This is a genomic window from Bradyrhizobium sp. Ai1a-2, from assembly GCF_000426245.1.
GTDB lineage: Bacteria > Pseudomonadota > Alphaproteobacteria > Rhizobiales > Xanthobacteraceae > Bradyrhizobium.
In genome coordinates this window covers 12904-33252 of the sequence record NZ_AUEZ01000035.1, presented here as the reverse complement: position 1 = coordinate 33252, position 20349 = coordinate 12904, and the positions used below count along the sequence as shown (strand labels likewise).

Genomic DNA, 20349 nt, shown 5'->3' with positions numbered 1-20349 from the left:
CGAGAGGATCACGTTCACAAAGCAATGGAGCGTGATGATGCTTCGTTGTAACGCTCTCGAGCAAACCGATGTTTTCCAACAGCAATCTGACTATCCGCTTCCTCGTCGCATCCGTCGTTTTCGCGCTTCTGGTGCTGCTGGGGATCGGCGGCGGCACGGGCTTCGTCGCCGTGCTTTACCTCAACAATGAGATCACGGCGCTTGCCGCTGAGTTCAAATCGCTGAGCGGCCCAGGCCGTGAGCATGCCATGCAGATCTATCAGGAGGCGCAGACCGCGTTCTCCTACTTCCTGATCGCCTGCGGTGCCATTGCCGCGATCGCGATTGCGGTTTGCCTGACGACCTATTTCGCGGTTCGCGACGGCATCATGCGGCCGTTGGCCGCCATGGTTCATGCGATGCGCGAGGTCGCTGAACAGAAGTACGAGACCCCGATTCCGGGCCTCGGCAGGGGCAATGAAATCGGTCTGCTCGCCGGTGCGCTGGAAGTGTTCAAGACCAACGGGATCGAACGCCAGCGGCTGACCGATCAGGAGTTGCGCGACGCCCACAATCAGCGCGAGCGCACCCGCTATCTCGACGAGAAGATCCGCGACTTCAACGGCCTTGTCGCCAATGTCGTCGGCAGCGTCGCCGCATCGGCCGTTCGGCTGAGGGGCAACGCCGAGACGCTGTCGCGCGCCGCCAACGAGACCAGCGAGAAAGCGAGCGCGGTTGCCAGCGCAGCCGGTCAGGCCAGCACCAGCGTCCAGACGGTGGCGGCTTCCGCCGAGCAGATGACGACCTCGATCGCGGCCATCAGCCAGCGCGTCACCGACGCCACCCAGCGCGCCGAGGGAGCGGTGTCGCGGGCGCGCCAGAGTGCCGACACCATCCACGAGCTCTCGGACGCGGCCGAGAAGATCGGAGCCGTCGTGCAATTGATCCAGACGGTTGCCTCGCAGACCAACCTGTTGGCGCTCAACGCCACCATCGAGGCGGCGCGCGCCGGCGAGGCCGGCAAGGGATTTGCGGTGGTCGCCTCCGAGGTGAAGAACCTTGCCAGCCAGACCAGCAAGGCGACCGAGGAGATTTCGCAACAGGTAGCGAGCATCCAGGCGATCACGGCGGAAACGCGCGGCGCCATCGACGGGATCTCGAACACCATCGCGGAAATCAGCTCGATCATGTCGGGCATCGACGTCGACACCGCACGGCAGCGCAACGCGACCCAGGACATCTCCAGAAGCGTCCAGGACGCGGCGAGGGGAACCATGGACGTCACCAACCACATCGTCCAGATCACCACCACCTCGTCAGACACCGGCCGCATGGCCGGCGAGACCAAGGATTCCGCAGTCGACCTGTCGCAGCAGGCGGATATCCTCAAGCGCGAGGTCGAGGGTTTCATTGCCGGCGTCAGGGCGGTCTGACCGCGGGCCTTCTTGCGGTCCCAAAACCTCTTGACGGAACTTGCCGCGAGCGTTGTTAGCTCGCGGCTAACTCATTGGCGTGGCTGCGATATTCTGCCGCATCGGGTTTTATCTCTATTACAAAACTTTAATTCCGCAGCCAGCGCGCCGTAAGGCTGACATCCCCATGTTGAAGACACATCTGGTGCTCGCCCCGCACCCTTCGAATTCTGGCTCTTGGAGATTTTAGGAATGACCGAACGACCCACCGATCTTTCGTCTTTGCCGTCTTACCGCGGGCCACGGCGCTCGCTGTTCTCGGCCCGCAGAATTGCGTTGATGGCTTCGGTCGTCGCCGGCCTCGGCGTCGCCGCCTATGGATTGAGCCCGCAGCACACGCCGAGCGACCTGTTCGCCAGCCCGGCGCAGGCGCAGGTCAACAACGAGGTCCGCAAGGTTCAGCAGCCGATTGGCTTCGCCGACATTGTCGAGCGCGTGAAGCCGTCGGTGATTTCGGTGAAGGTCAACATCGGCGAGAAGCTCGCCAAGGACGACAGCAGCAACGAGGACTCGCCGTTCCCACCGGGTTCGCCGATGGAGCGCTTCTTCCGTCGCTTCGGTGGCCAGGACGGGCTCCCCCCGGGTATGCGCGGCGGCCCGCGTGGCCGTGGCATCGTGACCGGCCAGGGTTCGGGTTTCTTCATTTCGGCTGACGGCTATGCCGTGACCAACAACCACGTCGTTGACGGCGCCGACAAGGTCGAGGTTACGACCGACGACGGCAAGACTCATTCGGCCAAGGTGATCGGCACCGATCCCCGTACCGACCTTGCGCTGATCAAGGTCGAGGGTGGTTCCAACTTCCCGTTCGCCAAGCTTTCCGACAGCAAGCCGCGGATCGGCGACTGGGTGCTGGCGGTCGGCAACCCGTTCGGGCTCGGCGGTACGGTCACCGCCGGTATCGTCTCGGCCTCCGGCCGCGACATCGGCAACGGCCCGTACGACGATTTCATCCAGATCGATGCGCCCGTGAACAAGGGCAACTCCGGTGGCCCGGCGTTCGACGTGTCCGGTGAGGTGATGGGCGTCAACACCGCGATCTACTCGCCCTCCGGCGGCAGCGTTGGCATCGCCTTCTCGATCCCGGCCGCGACTGTGAAGAGCGTGGTCGCCCAGCTGAAGGACAAGGGCACGGTCAGCCGCGGCTGGATCGGCGTCCAGATCCAGCCGGTGACCTCCGACATCGCCGACAGCCTCGGCATGAAGAAGGCCGAAGGCGCGCTGGTGGCGGAGCCTCAGGCCAATGGTCCGGCGGCCAAGGCCGGCATCGAGTCCGGCGACGTCATCACCTCGGTTAACGGCGAACCGGTGAAGGATGCGCGCGAGCTCGCCCGCACCATCGGCGGCCTGGCACCCGGCAATGCGGTGAAGCTCAACGTCCTGCACAAGGGTACGGAGAAGACCGTCAACCTTACGCTCGGCCAGTTGCCGAACACGGTGGAAGCCAAGGCCGATAACGACAACGGCGATCGCGGCTCTCCCTCCCGTGGCACCGATGTGCCGAAGCTCGGCCTGACGGTGGCCCCCGCCAACAGCGTGGCCGGCGCCGGCAAGGATGGCGTCGTGGTGACCGAAGTCGACCCGAAGAGCGCCGCCGCTGAGCGTGGCTTCAAGGAAGGCGATGTCATTCTTGAAGTCGCCGGCAAGAACGTCGCCAGCGCGGGCGATGTGCGCGACGCGATCACGTCGGCACGGAACGACAACAAGAACAGCGTTTTGATGCGCATAAAGAGCGGCGGTTCGTCGCGCTTCGTGGCAGTGCCGCTAGCCAAGGGTTAAATACGAGATGGAAGGTGTCGCCGGCAATCGTCGCCCCCGCCGACGGCCCTTCCTGGGGAGCGAGCTCAAATGCTCGCCCCCTGTTGCTACCTTCCGGTGGAATGCGCCCCCCTCCGTCGGAAGGCCTAGGGCGGTGAAGTCCCCCAGCTTCACCGCCCACTCTTTCCCCGCCAGCATGATCTGGAAAGGCGGAAGCCGACCGTCCGAAAGGATCATGCAAAACAACGCGAGCGATTGCGGCCGTCTTGCATGTGCAGGGCGGCCGCGCCATGGTGAGAGGAAGCCAATCCCGTGACCGCCACAGCACCCGCGACCGCACCCCAGATGCGCCTCCTGATCATCGAAGACGACCGCGAATCCGCCGACTATCTCGTCAAGGCGTTCCGCGAAGTCGGCTATATCGCCGATCTCGCCGACGACGGCGAGGAGGGGCTGTCGATGGCCGAGAGCGGCGACTATGACGTCCTCGTCGTCGACCGCATGCTGCCGAAGCGGGACGGCCTGTCCCTGATCGGAACGCTGCGCGAGAAGGGGAACCGCACGCCGGTGTTGATCCTCTCCGCGCTCGGCCAGGTCGACGACCGCATCAAGGGTCTGCGTGCCGGCGGCGACGACTACTTGCCGAAACCCTATTCATTCGCCGAGCTTTTGGCGCGCGTCGAAGTGTTGTCGCGCCGCAATGTCGGGCCGGCGGAAGAGACGGTCTATCGGGTCGGCGATCTCGAACTCGACCGCCTGTCGCACCGCGTTGCCCGCGGCAAGGACGAGCTGACGCTGCAGCCGCGCGAGTTCCGCCTGCTCGAATATCTGATGAAGCATGCAGGCCAGGTGGTGACCCGCACCATGCTGCTCGAGAATGTCTGGGACTATCACTTCGATCCGCAGACCAACGTCATCGACGTCCACATCTCGCGCCTGCGCTCCAAGATCGACAAGGGCTTCGAGCGGCCGTTGCTGCACACGATCCGCGGCGCGGGATACATGATCCGCGACGGGATACGGTAGGGTCACCCCGTAGGTTACGATAGGTTTTCGTTGAGCTGACGCTGCGATGCTTCAGGGTGCGCGATGGTAAAGAAACTACCGCCGATGCACCCCGGGGAAGTGCTCCGGGAGGAGTTTCTTGTTCCGCTCTCATTGTCGGCCGGTGCGCTCGCGAAAGTTTGCGGCGTCCCGCGTACCAGAATCGAGCGGATCGCGAATGAGGAAACTGCAATAACGGCGGACACTGCACTCCGGCTATCGAGGGCATTGAACACGTCTGCTCAGCTATGGTTGAACCTGCAGATTGCTTATGATGTCCGAATGGCTGAGCTTGGGATTGGCCGTGAGTTGGACAAGATCAAGCCGATCGTTACGGCGGCTTGAAAGTGAGCGCCCGCTCCACGGCGCTTTCCGGTGCCGAGGGAATCGACGAGTGCTCGGCGCATGAACGCATTGTCACTTCTGGCGGTCGGATTGCCCTGTTAAGTTGGGAACGTCAGATAGCAACGCGCGGCAGCAACAGCTTGGGTAGCATCATTCGTGACGGCATTCGGTAAACTGATCCGCACCACGGCGTTCCGGCTGACGCTGGTCTACCTGTTTTTGTTTGCGCTGTTCGCCGCCTCGCTGCTCGGCTATTTCGCGTGGAATACGCGCCGCCTGATCACCGAACAGATCACCTCCACGGTCAATGCGGAAGTCGGCGAGGTCACCGAGATCTACAACCGGCGCGGCCTGCGTGGCCTCGCGCTCACCGTCGGCAACCGGGCGCTGCGGCCGGGCGCCAACCTCTATCTGGTGACAGCACCTAACGGGCAGGCGATCGCGGGCAATGTCGGCTCGCTGGCGCCGGGCGTGATGGGAATGGAGGGCTGGACCGAGACGGCCTATCGGCGGCTCGACGACAACGACAACACCGATCACCGCGCGCTGGTGCGCGTCACCGAGATGACCAACGGCTTCCGGCTATTGATCGGGCGCGACCTGGAGGAGCGCCGCCGGCTGTTCGGCATCGTCGCCAAGGCCGCGCAATGGTCGATCCTGGTCGTGGTCGTGCTCGGCATCGGCGGCGGCATCTTCGTCGCGCGGCGGGTGCTGCAGCGGATCGATGCCATGACCGGCACCGCCCAGCGCATCATGGCCGGCGATCTCTCCGATCGCCTGCCGGTCGGCCGCAGCGGCGACGAGCTCGATCGCCTCGCCGAAAACCTCAACGCCATGCTGGAGCGGATCGAGGCGCTGATGACGGGGCTGAAGGAGGTCTCCGACAACATCGCCCACGACCTCAAGACGCCGCTGACGCGCTTGCGCAACCGCGCCGAGGAGGCATTGGCGCGCGCCAGGAGCGAGGCGGACTACCGCGCGGCGCTGGAGCGGACCATCGAGGAATCCGATGGCCTGATCCGCACCTTCAATGCGCTCTTGATGATCGCACGCGCGGAGTCCGGGCAGGCGCGCGGCAACATGGACGATTTCGACGCGGCCGAGGTCGCTGCCGGCATCCACGAGCTCTACGAGCCGCTCGCCGAGGACGACGGCATGAGCCTGCATGTGAAGACCGCACCCAGCCCGATCCACGGCAACCGTGAATTGATCAGCCAGGCGCTCGCCAACCTCGTCGAGAACGCGATCAAATATGGCAAGCCGGTGGTGCAGCCGATCGACCCGGAGGCGGGCGCCGCGGCCAAGGAAATCATGATCGAGGCGCGGCGCGAGGGCGATTCCGTGCTGCTCAGCGTCACCGACCACGGTCCCGGCATTCCCGAGGCCGACCGCAAGCACGCGGTGGAACGCTTCGTCCGGCTCGAGGCGAGCCGCACGCTGCCGGGTTCCGGCCTCGGGTTGAGCCTCGCCGCGGCGGTGGCGACACTGCATGGCGGCGAACTCAGGCTCGGCGACGCGCATCCCGGCCTGATCGCGACCCTGCTGCTCCCGACGCGCGCCGGCTCGGCCGACAGGCTTGCGGCCCAAACGCAGGATGTGCCACAGAAGGCGGCATGAATGCTTCCGCGCCGGGCTCTGCGGGACATCGTCTGGCCGCTCGGTTCGCGGACGGACCGTATGTGTCCGCGCCCACCCAAGCCGAACAGCGCCTGACAGACTGGCTCGCTGAACTCGAGCCAGCGCAATCGGCCGCGCTCGACGAATTGCTCGGCTATCCCTTCGCCAAGCGCATCCTGCTCGGCATTGCGGAATTCTCTCCGTTCCTTTTCGAGCTCGTGCGCGCTGATCCGGCGCGGCTGATCCGGCTGCTCTCCTGTGACCCGGAGTCGCATCTCGCCGGCCTGATCGAAAAGACCTCGCACGACGTGTTTGCCGCCTCAGGCGAGACCGAGGTGATGCATCTGCTCCGCCGCCTGAAGGCGGAGGCGGCGGTCCTGATCGCGCTTTGTGATATCGGCGGCGTCTGGCCGGTCACGCGGGTCACCGCCGGGCTGACCGACCTTGCGGTCGCCTCCGTGCAATCGGCGCTGCGCTATCTGCTGCGCCAGGAGATGACGCGAGGCCGCCTCCGTGCGCCCGACCCCGACCACCCTGAAGAGGGTAGCGGGCTGATCGTGCTCGCGATGGGCAAGATGGGCGCGGGCGAGCTGAACTATTCCAGCGATATCGATCTCATCGTGTTCTACGATCCGTCTGCGACCTCGCTGGCCGATGACATCGAGCCGCAGCCGTTCTTCGTCCGCGTCACCCAATCGATGTCGCGCATCCTGCAGCAGCGCTCCGGCGAGGGCTATGTGTTCCGCGTCGACCTGCGCCTGCGGCCTGATCCGGCCTCGACGCAGGTCGCGATCTCAACCGATTCGGCGCTGAATTATTACGAGCGGGAAGGGCGGACCTGGGAACGCGCCGCGATGATCAAGGCGCGCCCTTGCGCCGGCGACAGCAGAGCGGGCGAGGTACTGCTTGCGGAAATCGCGCCCTTCGTCTGGCGCAAGCATCTCGACTTCGCCGCGCTTGCCGATGTCCACGACATGAAGCGGCAGATGCAGACCTATCGCGGGCAGAGCGAGATTTCGGTCGAGGGGCATAACGTCAAGGTCGGCCGCGGCGGCATCCGCGAGATCGAGTTCTTCGCCCAGACCCAGCAGTTGATCGCGGGCGGGCGGCATCCGGAATTGCGGGTGCGGCCGACGCTCGAGGCGCTCGCGATGCTCGCCGCCAGCAACTGGATCACCTACGAGGCGCGCGACGAGCTCACCGCGGCCTATCAGTTCCTGCGCCGCGTCGAGCACCGCCTGCAGATGATCGCGGACGAGCAGACGCACACGCTGCCGGAGGATACCGCCGCGATCGAGCGCTTCGCTCAATTTCTCGGCTACACGAGCAGGGCCACGTTTGCGATGGAATTGCTCGCGCATCTCAATATCGTGCAGGGTCACTACGCCAAACTGTTCGAGGGCGACGAGCCGACCGGCACGGCGAAGCTGCCGCAGTTGAACTACGGCGCCGGCCCCGAAGACCAGCGGCTGCTCGAGCATCTTGCCAATCTCGGCTTCGAGAAGCCGGTTTCGGTCGCAAAGACCGTGCAGCAATGGATCGAAGGCGACTATCGCGCGCTGCGCGTGGAAGCGACGCGCAACGCTTTCCTCGAGTTCATTCCGGGCCTGATCGATGGCCTCGCGCATGCCGAGGAGCCGGACGCTGCGGTCGCGGCGTTCGACCGTTTCCTCGGAGCGCTGCAGCGCGGCGGGCGGCTGATCACGCTTTTGAGCCAGAACCGCGACCTGGTTGCGCTGGTGGCGCTGATCCTCGGCGCTGCGCCGCGGCTCGGCGACATGCTGGCGCGGGCGCCGCAGATCATGGACGGGTTGATCGATCCGCGCTTCTTCGGCGCGATGCCCGACCAGCGCGAATTATCGGAGCGGCTCGCGATCACGCTCAAGGACGCGGGTTCCTACGAGGACTTCCTCGATCGCCTGCGGCTGTTCGGCCAGGAAAGCCTGTTCCTGATCGGCACGCGGATCCTGTCCGGCACGGTGTCGGCGCAGCAGGCGAGCGTTGCCTTCGCCGACGTTGCGGAGGGCATCGTGCACACCGTGCACGGCCTCGTCACCGATCAGTTCGCCGCGCAATACGGCCGCATCAAGGACCAGGAGACCGCGATTCTCGCCATGGGCCGGCTCGGCAGCCGCGAGATGACCGCGTCCTCCGACCTCGACCTGATCCTGCTCTACGACTATGACCATGAGCAGCCGGACTCCGACGGCGACCGCGCGCTGCACGGCGCGCAGTATTTTGCACGCTTCACCCAGCGCCTGATCTCCGCCTTCACGACGCGGACCAACTACGGCGTGCTCTACGAGGTCGACATGCGGCTGCGTCCGTCGGGCCGCGCCGGTCCGCTGGCGTCACGGCTCGATTCCTTTGCCGAATATCAGGAGCGCGAGGCCTGGGCCTGGGAGCACATGGCCCTGACGCGCGCGCGTGTGATCTCGGCTTCGCCGGCGTTCCGCGAGAAGATCGAAGACATCATCCGTCAGGTGCTGACACGCAAGCGCGATCCGGCTGCGACCGCCACCGACGTCATCGAGATGCGGCGCGCGATCGCGCTCGAGAAGGGCGAGGACGACGTCTGGGACCTGAAACTCGCTGCCGGCGGTCTCGTCGACATCGATTTCATCGCGCAATATCTGCAGCTCGTGCACGCCGCCGAGAAGCCCGGCATCCTCAGTGTTTCCACAATGCAGGTGCTCGACAACGCCGCAAGGCTGGGCGTGCTCGGCCAGTCGGAGGCCGAAGTGCTGCGCTCGGCCGCGCGGCTCTATCACGACCTCACGCAGATCCTGCGGCTTTGCGTGATCGGCAAATTCAATCCTGAAACCGCCGGTGACGACTTGCTGCGCGTGATGGCGCGGGCAGGGGACACGCCGGACTTCTCCGCCCTCGAAGCCCGCGTGCGCGAGACGCAGAGCGAAGTGAGGCGCGTGTTCAACGCGCTGGTTGGGGGACGTTAGGCGCGCAGCCAGCCACAATCTCCCAGCCACAATCTCGATGTCGTCCCGCCTTGAGTCGTAGGGTGGGTAAAGCGAAGCGTGCCCACCATCCACGGTCGGTGCTAGAAAGGTGGGCACGCTTCGCTTTGCCCACCCTAAAATCCGTGCTTACGCCTTCTTCAATTTCTCGAGCGCCTCGTGCACATACGGATCAAGCCCGGTGCCGCCGGTGTCGAGATGGGCGAAGATCGCCGTCCGCATGCGCGGGTCCCAGAACTTCTTGATATGCTCGGCGATGCCCGGCACCGCGCGGTCACGCCCCTGGTTCTGGAAGAACTTGCCGATCTGGTTGGCCATGTAGATCAGTCGGTCAGGCGACATGGATGGCCTCCCTAGCATCGGCGCGGGTCGCGATCCGTCCCGCATGCGTGAACACCTCGAACCCGTCGGCGCGCGCGATCGCGGCAAGCGTGATGCCGGCGGCGTCGGCCATGCGCACGGCAAGCGCTGTTGGCGCCGATACCGCGACCATCAGCGGCGCGCCGATGGTCGCCGTCTTCTGCACCATCTCGACCGAGACGCGGCTCGTCAACAACACCATGCCCTCGCTGGTTGGCACTCTGGCCTGCGCCAGCCCGCCGGCAAGCTTGTCGAGCGCATTGTGGCGGCCGACGTCCTCGCGCAGCGCGACGATGCCACGCGCCGGCGTCCAGAACGCCGCGGCATGCACCGCGCGCGTCCTGAGATTGATTGCCTGCAGCGGCGCGACCGCCGCCATCGCGGTCATGATCTCGCGCGGCGAGAAGCTGCGGCCCTTAGGCACGATCGCCGCCGGACGAACCGCTTCCGCGATCGAATCGATGCCGCAGATGCCGCAACCGGTCGGGCCCGCGATGTGCCGCCGCCGCTCGCTGATCAACGCGGCCTTCTCAGGCGCGAGCCACATCCGCAGCTCGATGCCATCGTCGAGCTCGATGATGTCGAGCGTCTCGATCTCTTCCGGCGACTCCACGACCCCTTCGCTGAGACTGAAGCCGACGGCAAAGTCGCGCAGGTCCTGCGGCGAGCCCATCATCACGGCGTAGGTGCCGCCATTGTAGGTCAGCGCCAGCGCCGTCTCCTCAGGGATCTGGCGCGTGCCGTCGCTGAGGCTGCCGTCGCGCCACACCTGCCGCTCCGCGCTGATGATGGGATCGTGCATCCTCACTCCGCGGCTTCCACGACCGGCGCGATCCGGCGCGAATGCTTCGCCTGCGCGTCATAGGCCTTCTGCCAGTCGGACGGACCGTTGGACGGCGAGACCTGGACCGCGGTGACCTTGTATTCCGGACAGTTGGTCGCCCAGTCCGAATAGTCGGTGGTGATCACATTGGCCTGCGTGTCCGGATGGTGGAACGTGGTGTAGACCACGCCCGGCGCGACGCGATCGGTGATGAGCGCGCGCAGCGTGGTCTCGCCGGCGCGGCTCTTGAGCCGCACCCAGTCACCGTCGCGCACGCCGCGCTGCTCGGCATCGTGCGGATGCATCTCCAGCCGGTCCTCGCTGTGCCAGACCACATTCTCGGTGCGGCGGGTCTGCGCGCCGACATTGTACTGGCTGAGGATGCGGCCCGTGGTGAGCAGCAGCGGAAAGCGTGGGCCGGTGCGCTCGTCGGTCGCGAGATATTCGGTGACGATGAACTTGCCCTTGCCGCGGACGAAGCCGTTAATATGCATCACTGGCGTTCCCTCTGGCGCCTTCTCGTTGCAGGGCCACTGCACCGAGCCGAGCTCGTCGAGCTTGGCATAGGAGACGCCGGCAAAGGTCGGGGTCAGCGCCGCGATCTCGTCCATGATCTCGGAGGGATGGCTGTAGTTCATCTCGAAGCCCATCGCCTTGGCGAGCGCGATCGTCACTTCCCAGTCGGCCATGCCGTTCTTCGGCGTCATCACCTTGCGCACGCGCTGGATACGACGCTCGGCATTGGTGAAGGTGCCGTCCTTCTCCAGGAAGCTCGAGCCCGGCAGGAAGACGTGGGCGTAATTCGCGGTCTCGTTCAGGAAGAGATCGTGCACGATCACGCATTCCATCGAAGACAGCGCCGCCACCACGTGGCTTGTGTTGGGATCGGACTGCAGGATGTCCTCGCCCTGCACATAGAGGCCCATGAAGGTGCCCTCGATCGCGGCGTCGAACATGTTGGGGATGCGCAGGCCCGGCTCCGGGTTGAGCGTCACGTTCCACATCGCCTCGAACTGGTCGCGCACCGCATCCGTCGAGATGTGGCGGTAGCCCGGCAGCTCGTGCGGGAACGAGCCCATGTCGCAGGAGCCCTGCACGTTGTTCTGTCCGCGCAGCGGGTTCACGCCGACGCCGGGGCGGCCGATATTGCCGGTCACCATCGCGAGGTTGGCGATTGCGATCACCGTGGTCGAGCCCTGGCTATGCTCGGTGACGCCGAGCCCGTAATAGATCGCGCCATTGCCGCCGGTGGCGTAGATGCGCGCCGCCTCGCGCAGGGCCTTCGGATCGACGCCGGTCAGGATCGCGGTCGCTTCCGGGCTGTTGTTCGGCTGTGCGACGAACGCGGCCCATTCCTCGAACTCGCTCCAGTCGCAGCGCTCGCGCACGAAAGTTTCGTTGACGAGTCCCTCGGTGACGATGACATGCGCCAACGCGGTCATGACCATCACGTTGGTGCCTGGCATCAGCGGCAGGTGCAGCGCCTTGAGGTGAGGGGCTTCCACCATCTCGGTGCGCCGCGGATCGATCACGATCAATTTGGCGCCCTGCCGCAGCCGCTTCTTCAGCCGCGAGGCGAACACAGGATGGGCCGAAGCGGGGTTGGCCCCGATCACGATCACGACGTCGGTCTCCTCGACGGAGTCGAAATCCTGCGTGCCGGCCGAGGTGCCGAAGGTTTGCGATAGGCCGTAGCCGGTCGGCGAGTGGCAGACGCGGGCGCAGGTATCGACATTGTTGTTGCCGAAGCCGGCGCGGATCAATTTCTGCACCAGATAGGTCTCTTCATTGGTGCAGCGGGACGACGTGATGCCGCCGACCGCGTCGCGGCCGTATTTCTGCTGGATGCCCTTGAACTTCGCGGCGGCAAACGAGAACGCCTCGTCCCACGATACTTCGCGCCAGGGATCCTCGATCCGCTCGCGGATCATCGGCTTCAGGATGCGTTCCTTGTGATTGGTATAGCCCCAGGCAAAGCGGCCCTTGACGCAGGAGTGGCCGCGATTGGCCTTGCCGTCCTTGTACGGCACCATGCGCACGACTTCCTCGCCGCGCATCTCGGCCTTGAAGGCGCAGCCCACGCCGCAATAGGCACAGGTGGTCACCACGGAATGCTCGGGCTGACCGATCTCGATCACGGACTTTTCCGTCAGCGTCGCGGTCGGGCAGGCCTGCACGCAGGCGCCGCAGGAGACGCATTCGGAGCCGAGGAAGCTTTCGCTCATGCCGGGCGAGACGCGGCTGTCGAAGCCACGGCCGGCGATCGTCAGCGCAAACGTGCCTTGCACCTCCTCGCAGGCGCGGACGCAGCGCGAGCAGACGATGCATTTCGAGGGATCGTAAGTGAAGTAGGGATTGGACTCGTCCTTCGACATCCAGGCCGGATTGACCGCGCCATCGGACTTGGCGAACACGTGGTTGTCGCCCTCATAGCCGTAGCGCACGTCGCGCAGGCCGACCGCGCCTGCCATGTCCTGCAATTCGCAATCACCGTTGGCGGCGCAGGTCAGGCAGTCCAGCGGATGGTCGGAGATGTAGAGCTCCATCACGCCCTTGCGCAGCTTCTTCAACCGGTCGGTCTGGGTGTGAACCACCAGGCCGGGCGCCACTGGCGTGGTGCAGGAGGCCGGCGTGCCGGCGCGTCCCTCGATCTCGACCAGGCACAGGCGGCAGGAGCCGAAGGCGTCGACCATGTCGGTCGCGCAGAGTTTTGGGATCTGGTGACCTGCGTCCATCGCCGCGCGCATGATGGAGGTGCCCTCGGGCACCGTGATGGGCTTGCCGTCGATGGTCAGCGTGACCATCGTCTCCGATTTGGAGCGCGGCGTGCCGAAGTCGGCTTCCTCGATCAATGACATGACGATTCTCCTATTCCGCGGCCTCTAAGCGGGCCGGTGCCGGGCCGAAATCATCCCGGAAATGCCTGAGCGCACTCAGCACGGGGTAGGGCGTAAAGCCCCCGAGCGCGCAGAGCGAGCCGAACTTCATGGTGTTGCAGAGGTCCTCGACGAGGGCGAGGTTTTCGAGCACGCGCTCGCCGCGCATGATCTTCTCGATGGTCTCCACGCCACGGGTCGAGCCGATCCGGCACGGCGTGCACTTGCCGCAGGATTCGATCGCGCAGAATTCCATCGCAAATCGGGCTTGCTTCGCCATATCGACGCTGTCGTCGAACACGACGATGCCGCCATGGCCGATCAATCCGTCGCGTGCGGCGAAGGCCTCATAGTCGAACGGCGTATCAAAGAGAGCGCGCGGGAAGTAGGCGCCCAGGGGGCCACCCACTTGCACCGCGCGCACCGGACGGCCGGTGAAGGAGCCGCCGCCGATTTCGTCGACAAGCTCGCCGAGCGTGATGCCGAACGCAGTCTCGAACAGGCCGCCATGTTTCACATTGCCGGCAAGCTGGATCGGCATCGTGCCGCGCGAGCGGCCCATGCCGAAATCCGCGTAAGCCTTGGCGCCATTGTCGAGGATGAACGGGATCGCGGCGAACGACAGCACGTTGTTGATCACTGTCGGCCGCCCGAACAGGCCCTTGTGTGCGGGCAGCGGCGGCTTGGCGCGCACGATGCCGCGGCGGCCTTCGAGACTTTCGAGCAGCGAAGTCTCTTCGCCGCAGACATAGGCGCCGGCGCCGACGCGCACCTCGAGATCGAAACTATGTGCGGAACCGCCGATGCGCGCGCCGAGATAGCCGGCACGCCCGGCCGCCGCGATCGCGGCATTCATCGCCTCGACCGCATGCGGATATTCGGAGCGGATGTAGATGTAGCCCTTGGTGGCGCCGACCGTGACGCCGGCGATCGTCATCCCCTCGATCACGACAAAGGGATCGCCTTCCATGATCATGCGGTCGGCGAAGGTGCCGCTGTCGCCTTCATCGGCGTTGCAGACGATGTATTTCTGATCTGCGCTGGCCTGCGCGACCGTCTTCCACTTGATGCCGGTCGGAAAGCCGGCGCCGCCGCGGCCGCGCAGGCCGGAGGCGGTGACGTCGGCAAGGATCTCGTCGGAGGACAGCGTCAGCGCCCGCTCCAGGCCCCTGTAGCCGCCATGGGCGCGATAGTCCTCGACCGAGCGGGGATCGACAACGCCGCAGCGCGCGAAGGTCAGGCGGGTCTGCCGCTTGAGCCAGGGGATGTCGTCGGTGACGCCCAGCCGCAGCGGATGCGGCGCGTCGGCTGTCATCGCATCGAGCAAGGAAGCTGCGTCCATGGCGCTCACCGGTCCGAACGCGACCCGGCCCGCTGCTGTTGCGACCTCGACCATCGGCTCCAGCCAATAGAGCCCGCGTGAGCCGGTCCTGATGATCTCGATTCGTAAGCCGCGCTTCTCGGCGGCGAGCTCCAGCGCGGTTACGACCTCATCGGCGCCGACGGCGACCGCGCCGGCATCGCGGGGGACAAAGAGTCGCATCGTCATCGCTGCGCCTCCTTCACCAGCGCATCGAGGCGCGCTTCATCGAGCCGCCCGACCACGCGGCCATCCAGCATCGCTGATGGCGCGGTGGCACAGAGGCCGAGGCAGTAGATCGGCTCCAGCGTCACGCGCTCATCGGCCGTGGTGTTGCCGAGCGCAACGCCGAGCTTGGCTTCCGCGCGCGCGGCCAGCGCATCGCCGCCAGCGGCCTGGCAGGCCTCCGCGCGGCAGAGCTTCAGCACATGGCGGCCCGCGGGCGCCTTGCGGAAATCATGATAGAAGGTGAACACGCCATGAACCTCGGCGCGCGACAAATTGAGCGCGGAAGCGACCATCGGGATAGCGGGCTCGGGCACGTAGCCGAAGGCTTCCTGCAGGGCGTGCAGGATCACCAGCGTCGCGCCTTCGAGCTTGGCGTGCTCAGCGATGATCTCGGCGCCGCGCGCTTCGTTCCAGGGTTCGTAGGCCGATGTCATCCATGCTTCTCAAATCGGAGGATTTTCTGTCGCTCCTATGAGAGTTGGAATCGATCCAGATATCAATAAAGCTGTCTCATGCTGCGATCGTGAACAGCGATCGATTGGGATATGAAATCGGTCAATATAGAAATAGAATTGGTAGCGGAACACCTTGTGGGGTACGGCTTTTTGCGTGTTCGTCCCGGCTGTGATCGTTATATTCGAAGTGGCATGCCAGAGCTGATGAGGCCTTCTTGATCGACAAACTTGAACTCCTGTTGGCACTCGCAAAGGAGCGACATTTCGGCCGCGCCGCGGAGGCCTGCGGCGTCACCCAGCCGACGATGTCGACGAGCCTTAAGCAGCTCGAAGATCTCCTCGGCGTGATGCTGGTGCAGCGCGGCTCCCGCTTCCAGGGCTTTACGCCCGAGGGCGAGCGTGCGCTCGATTGGGCGCGGCGTATTGTCGGCGATGCCCGCGCGATGCGGGAGGAGATCAACGGGCTGAGGCACAAGCTCTCCGGCGAAATCCGGATCGCGGCGATCCCGACTGTGCTCGGCATGGTGGCTTCGCTCACCACGCCGTTCCGCGCCCGTCATCCCGACGTGCGTTTCCGCATCCAGTCCTGCACCTCGTCCGACGTGCTGGGCCTCCTGGAGAACCTCGAGGTCGATGCCGGGCTGACCTATATCGAGAACGAGCCGATCGGCAAGGTTCGCACCATCCGCCTCTATAACGAGAGCTACCGGTTGCTGACATCACCCGACGCCATGTTCGGCGATCGCGACACCGTCACGTGGAAAGAGGTCGGCCAGGTGCCGCTCTGCCTGCTGACGCCCGACATGCAGAACCGCCGCATCATCGATCGCGCACTTCGTTCGGTCGGCGCGGAAGCAACGCCGACGCTGACTTCGAACTCGCTGCTCGTTCTCTACACCCACGTAAAGACGGGGCGCTGGGCAAGCGTGATGCCGGCAAAACTCGCGGAGACACTCGGCCTCGCCGACGCCGTGCGCAGCATTCCGATCGTCGACCCTGTGGTGAACTACAGCATCGGCCTGGTGATCCCGCAGCGCGACCCGATGACCCCTTTGATCGCGGCCCTGGTCCAGGTCGCGCGCGAAGTCGCCCCGACGCTGGAGTCGATATCTCCAAATCATAGCGCGTGACCAACGCGCCGCCGCCCTTGCTTGCGAAAGATGGCGGTGAGCCACGACGCTGCGTGGGCAGTTTGCTACTGCCTGAAACTGCCGTTCACGTTGTTGACGGGTTCGGGACATTTTCGTGGCCGTGCGACGGCTGGATGCCAAACTTTCCCAAAACGACGGAGTGGAGATCGTCTGAAGGGAATCTTTAGGCGCGGTTGCGGCATTCGTGGAACTTGCCGACGGCTCGGCTGTTTCCATGCGGCGCCTGGACCAAACGCTGAGGAGCTCTCGTGAATCGTCGCCAGCTACTGCAAGGCTCGGCAGTGCTGCCGACACTCGTGCTGTTTCCGGGAACCGACGCGGTCGCGACTGTTCCGTTTGGTCCATCCACCGTTCGGGAACTCGCGCGCAGCCTCGCGAGCAAATCGTTCGAGGCGCCCGACGAAAAGCTGCCCGCAGAGCTGAAAGATCTGAACTACGACCAATATCGCTCGATCCGCTTCCTGCCGGAGCGCGCGCTCTGGCGCGCCGACAAGCTGCCGTTCCAGGCGCAGTTCTTTCACCGCGGCTTCTTCTACAAGAACAAGGTCAACATCTTCGAGGTCGTCGACGGCCAGGCCAACGAAATCCGCTATCGCAAGGAGGACTTTTCGTTCGGCGACAATGTGCCGGCGTTCGCCGCTGATGATCTCGGCTATGCCGGCTTTCGCATCCATGCGCCGATCAACAAGCCCGACTATTTTGATGAGGTCTCCGTTTTCCTCGGCGCGAGCTATTTCCGTGCCGTCGCCAAGGGTGAAACCTACGGATTGTCGGCGCGGGGATTGTCGATCGATACCGGCGAGGCGAAGGGAGAGGAATTTCCCTACTTCAAGGCGTTCTGGCTGGAGCGCCCCGCAGCCAACGCGACCTCGCTCGTCATCCACGCGCTGCTCGACAGCAAGAGTTGCACCGCGAGCTACCGCTTCACCTTGCGGCCCGGCGAGACCACCGTGTTCGATGTCGAGATGGCGCTTTATCCGCGGGTCGATCTCGAGCACGCGGGCCTGGCGCCGATGACCAGCATGTTCTTCTTCGGTCCCAATGATCACAACGATGTCGACGATTTTCGCCCCTCGGTGCATGATTCCGACGGGCTCGCCATTTTCAACGGCAAGGGTGAAAGCCTTTGGCGTCCCCTGAGCAATCCGCGGGATCTTCAGGTCAGCACCTTCCAGGACCTCAATCCACGCGGCTTCGGGCTGATGCAGCGCGAGAAGAGGTTCGCCGCGTACGAGGATATCGAGTCGCGTTTCGAAGCGCGGCCGAGCCTTTGGGTCGAACCGATCGGCGATTGGGGCGAGGGCGGCGTCGTGCTGATCGAGATCCCGACCAAGGAGGAAATCCACGACAACATTGCAGCGTTCTGGCGGCCCAAGGCGCCGCTGAAGGCGAAGAGCGAAAACAATCTCACCTATCGTCTGCATTGGGGGCCGGATGCGCCCAAAGCTCATTCGCTCGCCCGCTTTGTGCGCACCGGCGTCGGCGCGCGCGGCGAGGACAGCAAATTGTTCGTGCTGGATCTGGTCGGCGACAACCTGAAGAGCGTCGATCCCAACAGCATCAAGGGCGTCGTGAGCGCCGAAAAGTCCGAAATCACCAACATCGTCACGCAGCCAAATCCTGACGCGGGTGGATGGCGGCTCAGCTTCCAATGCGCGGTGAAGAAGGATACGCCCATCGAGCTTCGAGCCTTGCTGGTGCAAGACGATAAGCCTCTTTCCGAAGTGTGGGTCTATCGATGGGCTCCGTAGCGACGACGTCGCCGCTGACGCCGGACGCGCCGACCGACGGGTTCCTGCCACGCGAATATCCGCTCGAAATGATCACATCCGACTTCGGTCGCGCGCCGCACGCGACGCGGCGGCCTGTGCCGGTGGCATCGGCCATGTGGCTGCGGCGGGCATTTGTGCTTGCGGCCGCCATCGCACTCACTGGCGCTGGCGCCTACGAGATGTACAAGGTGCTCGAAGTCGGAGGCGTGACCGTCCTGGAATGGATGGTGCTCGCGCTGTTCGTGGCGTTGCTCGCCTGGATCGGCTTCTCGTTCGCCTCCGCGCTTGCGGGCTTTTTCGTCCTGCTCGGCCGAGGAGGGAACGCACTGCAGATCGCCGCCAGCGGCGCCTTACCCGAAATCGCGAGCCGGACGGCAGTGCTGCTGCCGACCTACAACGAAAACGAAAGCCAGTTGATGGCTCGGCTGCGCGCGATCTACGAGTCCGTTGAGGCGACCGGGCATGGCGAGCACTTCGATTGGTTTGTGCTGAGCGACACCACCGATCCCGATATCTGGATCGCCGAGGAGCGCGCTTTCCTGAAATTGCGGCGAGCCTGCGGTTCCGATCGGCTCTACTACCGTCACCGCGCCAACAACGTCGCGCGCAAATCCGGCAACATCGCCGATTGGGTCTCCCGCTTCGGGAGCGGCTATCAGTTCATGATCGTCCTCGATGCCGACAGCCTGATGACGGGCGACACGATGGTACGGATGGTTCATGCGATGGAGGCGAATCCTGCGGCCGCGTTGCTCCAGACGTTGCCGATCATCGTCAATGCGCGAAGCCTGTTCAGCCGCCTGCAGCAATTTGCCGGCCGGCTCTATGGGCCGATGATCGCAGCGGGCGTGGCCTGGTGGCACGGCTCCGAAGGCAACTATTGGGGACACAACGCCATCATCAGGGTGGAGGCCTTCGCCGAAGCTGCCGGGCTGCCGGAGTTGCACGGGCGAAAGCCGTTCGGCGGACATATTCTGAGCCACGACTTTGTCGAGGCCGCGCTGATGCGGCGCTCCGGCTGGGGCATCTACATGGCGCCGACGCTCGGCGGCAGTTTTGAGGAAGTGCCGCCTTCGCTACTGGATTTCGCGGCGCGCGACCGGCGATGGTGCCAGGGAAATCTGCAGCATCTCGCCGTGTTGCCGACGCGCGGACTGCACTGGATTTCGCGCCTGCATTTCATGACCGGGATCGGTTCCTATATCACTGCGCCGCTCTGGTTCACGTTCCTGCTGCTCGGCATACTGATCTCGCTGCAGGCCCGCTTCGTCCGCCCCGAATATTTTCCAAAGGGGTTTTCGCTGTTTCCCAACTGGCCGGCGCAGGACCCCGTCCTTGCGGCCTGGGTGTTCGGCGCCACCATGGCGCTTCTGATCGTGCCGAAACTGCTCGGCTTCCTGTTGCTGTTGACGCAGCGGGAAACGCGACGGCGGTTCGGCGGTGCCATTCGCGCTTTCCTTGGCGTCATCGTCGAAGTGTTGATCTCCGCCATGATCGCGCCCGCGATGATGGTGTTCCAATCGATCGCGGTGGTCGAGATCCTGATTGGCCGTGACGCCGGATGGCAGACGCAGCGCCGCGACGACGGGTCGGTCGAGCGACGCGAGCTCTACCGCAAATACGGAGTACCCACGGCCTTCGGCGTGCTGATGGCCGCGAGCGCCTACGCCGTCTCCCTGCCGTTGCTGTTGTGGATGTCGCCGGTCATCGTCGGTCTGTTGTTTGCGATTCCGATCGGCGCCTATACGGCGACGCCGCGGATGAAGGCGCTGTTTGCGACACCCGAGGAGGTCGCGCCGCCGGCGGTGCTGACCCGCGCGAACGAGTTGGCGGCATCACCTCCGCTTGATCGCGGCCGTGCGCTGGTCGAATTGCAACGCGATCCGCCGTTCCTGAAGCAGCATCTCCGCTCGCTTGCCCCGCCGAAGCGCCGGCGACCGGAGGAAATCGACCCGCACCTGGCAACAGCCCGCGCCCGCATCGAAGCGAGCGACACCTTCGAGCAGGCGGTCGCCTCCCTCACCACCCGCGAGACTCTGGCGGTGTTGAACGACCAGGCCTTGCTGGAAAATGTCCTGAAGCTGGCCCCGGAAAAAGCCGCTTGAAGCGCCGCGTCATTCCGGGTCGTCCGAAG

At 64.8% G+C, this 20349-nt stretch carries 14 protein-coding genes; 9 read left to right on the top strand and 5 right to left on the bottom strand.

All coding sequences use genetic code 11. The features are described from left to right. Positions 1-68: 68 nt before the first annotated feature. The 6 genes from K288_RS0121945 to K288_RS0121915 all read left to right on the top strand — a co-directional run bounded on the left by K288_RS0121945 (position 69) and on the right by K288_RS0121915 (position 9172). On the top strand, positions 69-1412 hold the full coding sequence (locus K288_RS0121945; RefSeq protein ID WP_027581502.1) for a HAMP domain-containing methyl-accepting chemotaxis protein: 1344 nt from the start codon (positions 69-71) through the stop codon (positions 1410-1412). 231 nt (positions 1413-1643) lie between these two features. Beyond that, positions 1644-3230 (top strand): Do family serine endopeptidase, encoded by a 1587-nt coding sequence (locus K288_RS0121940; RefSeq protein WP_027581501.1) that lies wholly within the window; start codon positions 1644-1646, stop codon positions 3228-3230. A 324-nt stretch (positions 3231-3554) separates the two neighbouring features. After that, positions 3555-4235 carry a response regulator transcription factor gene (locus tag K288_RS0121930; RefSeq protein ID WP_027581499.1) on the top strand — a complete coding sequence of 227 codons (681 nt, stop codon included), beginning with the start codon at positions 3555-3557 and terminating at the stop codon, positions 4233-4235. 63 nt (positions 4236-4298) lie between these two features. After that, the gene (locus K288_RS0121925) at positions 4299-4598 is read left to right on the top strand and encodes a HigA family addiction module antitoxin (RefSeq protein ID WP_027581498.1); all 300 of its coding nucleotides are present in this window, start codon (positions 4299-4301) and stop codon (positions 4596-4598) included. A 156-nt stretch (positions 4599-4754) separates the two neighbouring features. Further along, on the top strand, positions 4755-6215 hold the full coding sequence (locus tag K288_RS0121920; RefSeq protein WP_027581497.1) for an ATP-binding protein: 1461 nt from the start codon (positions 4755-4757) through the stop codon (positions 6213-6215). Next, positions 6212-9172 carry a bifunctional [glutamine synthetase] adenylyltransferase/[glutamine synthetase]-adenylyl-L-tyrosine phosphorylase gene (locus K288_RS0121915; RefSeq protein WP_027581496.1) on the top strand — a complete coding sequence of 987 codons (2961 nt, stop codon included), beginning with the start codon at positions 6212-6214 and terminating at the stop codon, positions 9170-9172. The genes K288_RS0121920 and K288_RS0121915 overlap by 4 nt, the downstream gene beginning before the upstream one ends. Before the next feature lie 147 nt (positions 9173-9319). Here K288_RS0121915 and K288_RS0121910 read toward each other — a convergent pair whose 3' ends face one another. Genes K288_RS0121910 through K288_RS0121890 form a run of 5 tightly spaced genes read right to left on the bottom strand, consistent with a single transcriptional unit; the run spans position 9320 to position 15271 of the window. Further along, positions 9320-9532, bottom strand: a complete 213-nt coding sequence (locus tag K288_RS0121910; protein WP_027581495.1) for a formate dehydrogenase subunit delta — start codon at positions 9530-9532, stop codon at positions 9320-9322. Then, positions 9522-10352 carry a formate dehydrogenase accessory sulfurtransferase FdhD gene (gene fdhD / locus K288_RS0121905; RefSeq protein ID WP_027581494.1) on the bottom strand — a complete coding sequence of 277 codons (831 nt, stop codon included), beginning with the start codon at positions 10350-10352 and terminating at the stop codon, positions 9522-9524. Before fdhD ends, K288_RS0121910 begins: the two co-directional genes overlap by 11 nt. A gap of 2 nt (positions 10353-10354) precedes the next feature. Beyond that, a complete protein-coding gene (gene fdhF, locus K288_RS0121900) occupies positions 10355-13231 on the bottom strand; it encodes a formate dehydrogenase subunit alpha (RefSeq protein ID WP_027581493.1) in 2877 nt (958 codons plus the stop codon). A gap of 10 nt (positions 13232-13241) precedes the next feature. Next, positions 13242-14798, bottom strand: coding sequence for an NADH-quinone oxidoreductase subunit NuoF (locus tag K288_RS0121895; RefSeq protein WP_027581492.1), 1557 nt, complete (start codon positions 14796-14798; stop codon positions 13242-13244). Next, positions 14795-15271 (bottom strand): formate dehydrogenase subunit gamma, encoded by a 477-nt coding sequence (locus tag K288_RS0121890; RefSeq protein ID WP_027581491.1) that lies wholly within the window; start codon positions 15269-15271, stop codon positions 14795-14797. The genes K288_RS0121895 and K288_RS0121890 overlap by 4 nt, the downstream gene beginning before the upstream one ends. Before the next feature lie 236 nt (positions 15272-15507). On the opposite strand from K288_RS0121890, the gene K288_RS0121885 reads away from it, so the two are divergent. The 3 genes from K288_RS0121885 to mdoH all read left to right on the top strand — a co-directional run bounded on the left by K288_RS0121885 (position 15508) and on the right by mdoH (position 20320). Continuing rightward, positions 15508-16422, top strand: coding sequence for a LysR family transcriptional regulator (locus K288_RS0121885; protein WP_027581490.1), 915 nt, complete (start codon positions 15508-15510; stop codon positions 16420-16422). 302 nt (positions 16423-16724) lie between these two features. Beyond that, positions 16725-18194 carry a glucan biosynthesis protein G gene (locus K288_RS0121880; RefSeq protein ID WP_244443211.1) on the top strand — a complete coding sequence of 490 codons (1470 nt, stop codon included), beginning with the start codon at positions 16725-16727 and terminating at the stop codon, positions 18192-18194. Then, positions 18182-20320 (top strand): glucans biosynthesis glucosyltransferase MdoH, encoded by a 2139-nt coding sequence (gene mdoH, locus K288_RS0121875; protein WP_027581488.1) that lies wholly within the window; start codon positions 18182-18184, stop codon positions 20318-20320. The genes K288_RS0121880 and mdoH overlap by 13 nt, the downstream gene beginning before the upstream one ends. The last annotated feature ends 29 nt before the right edge of the window (positions 20321-20349 follow it).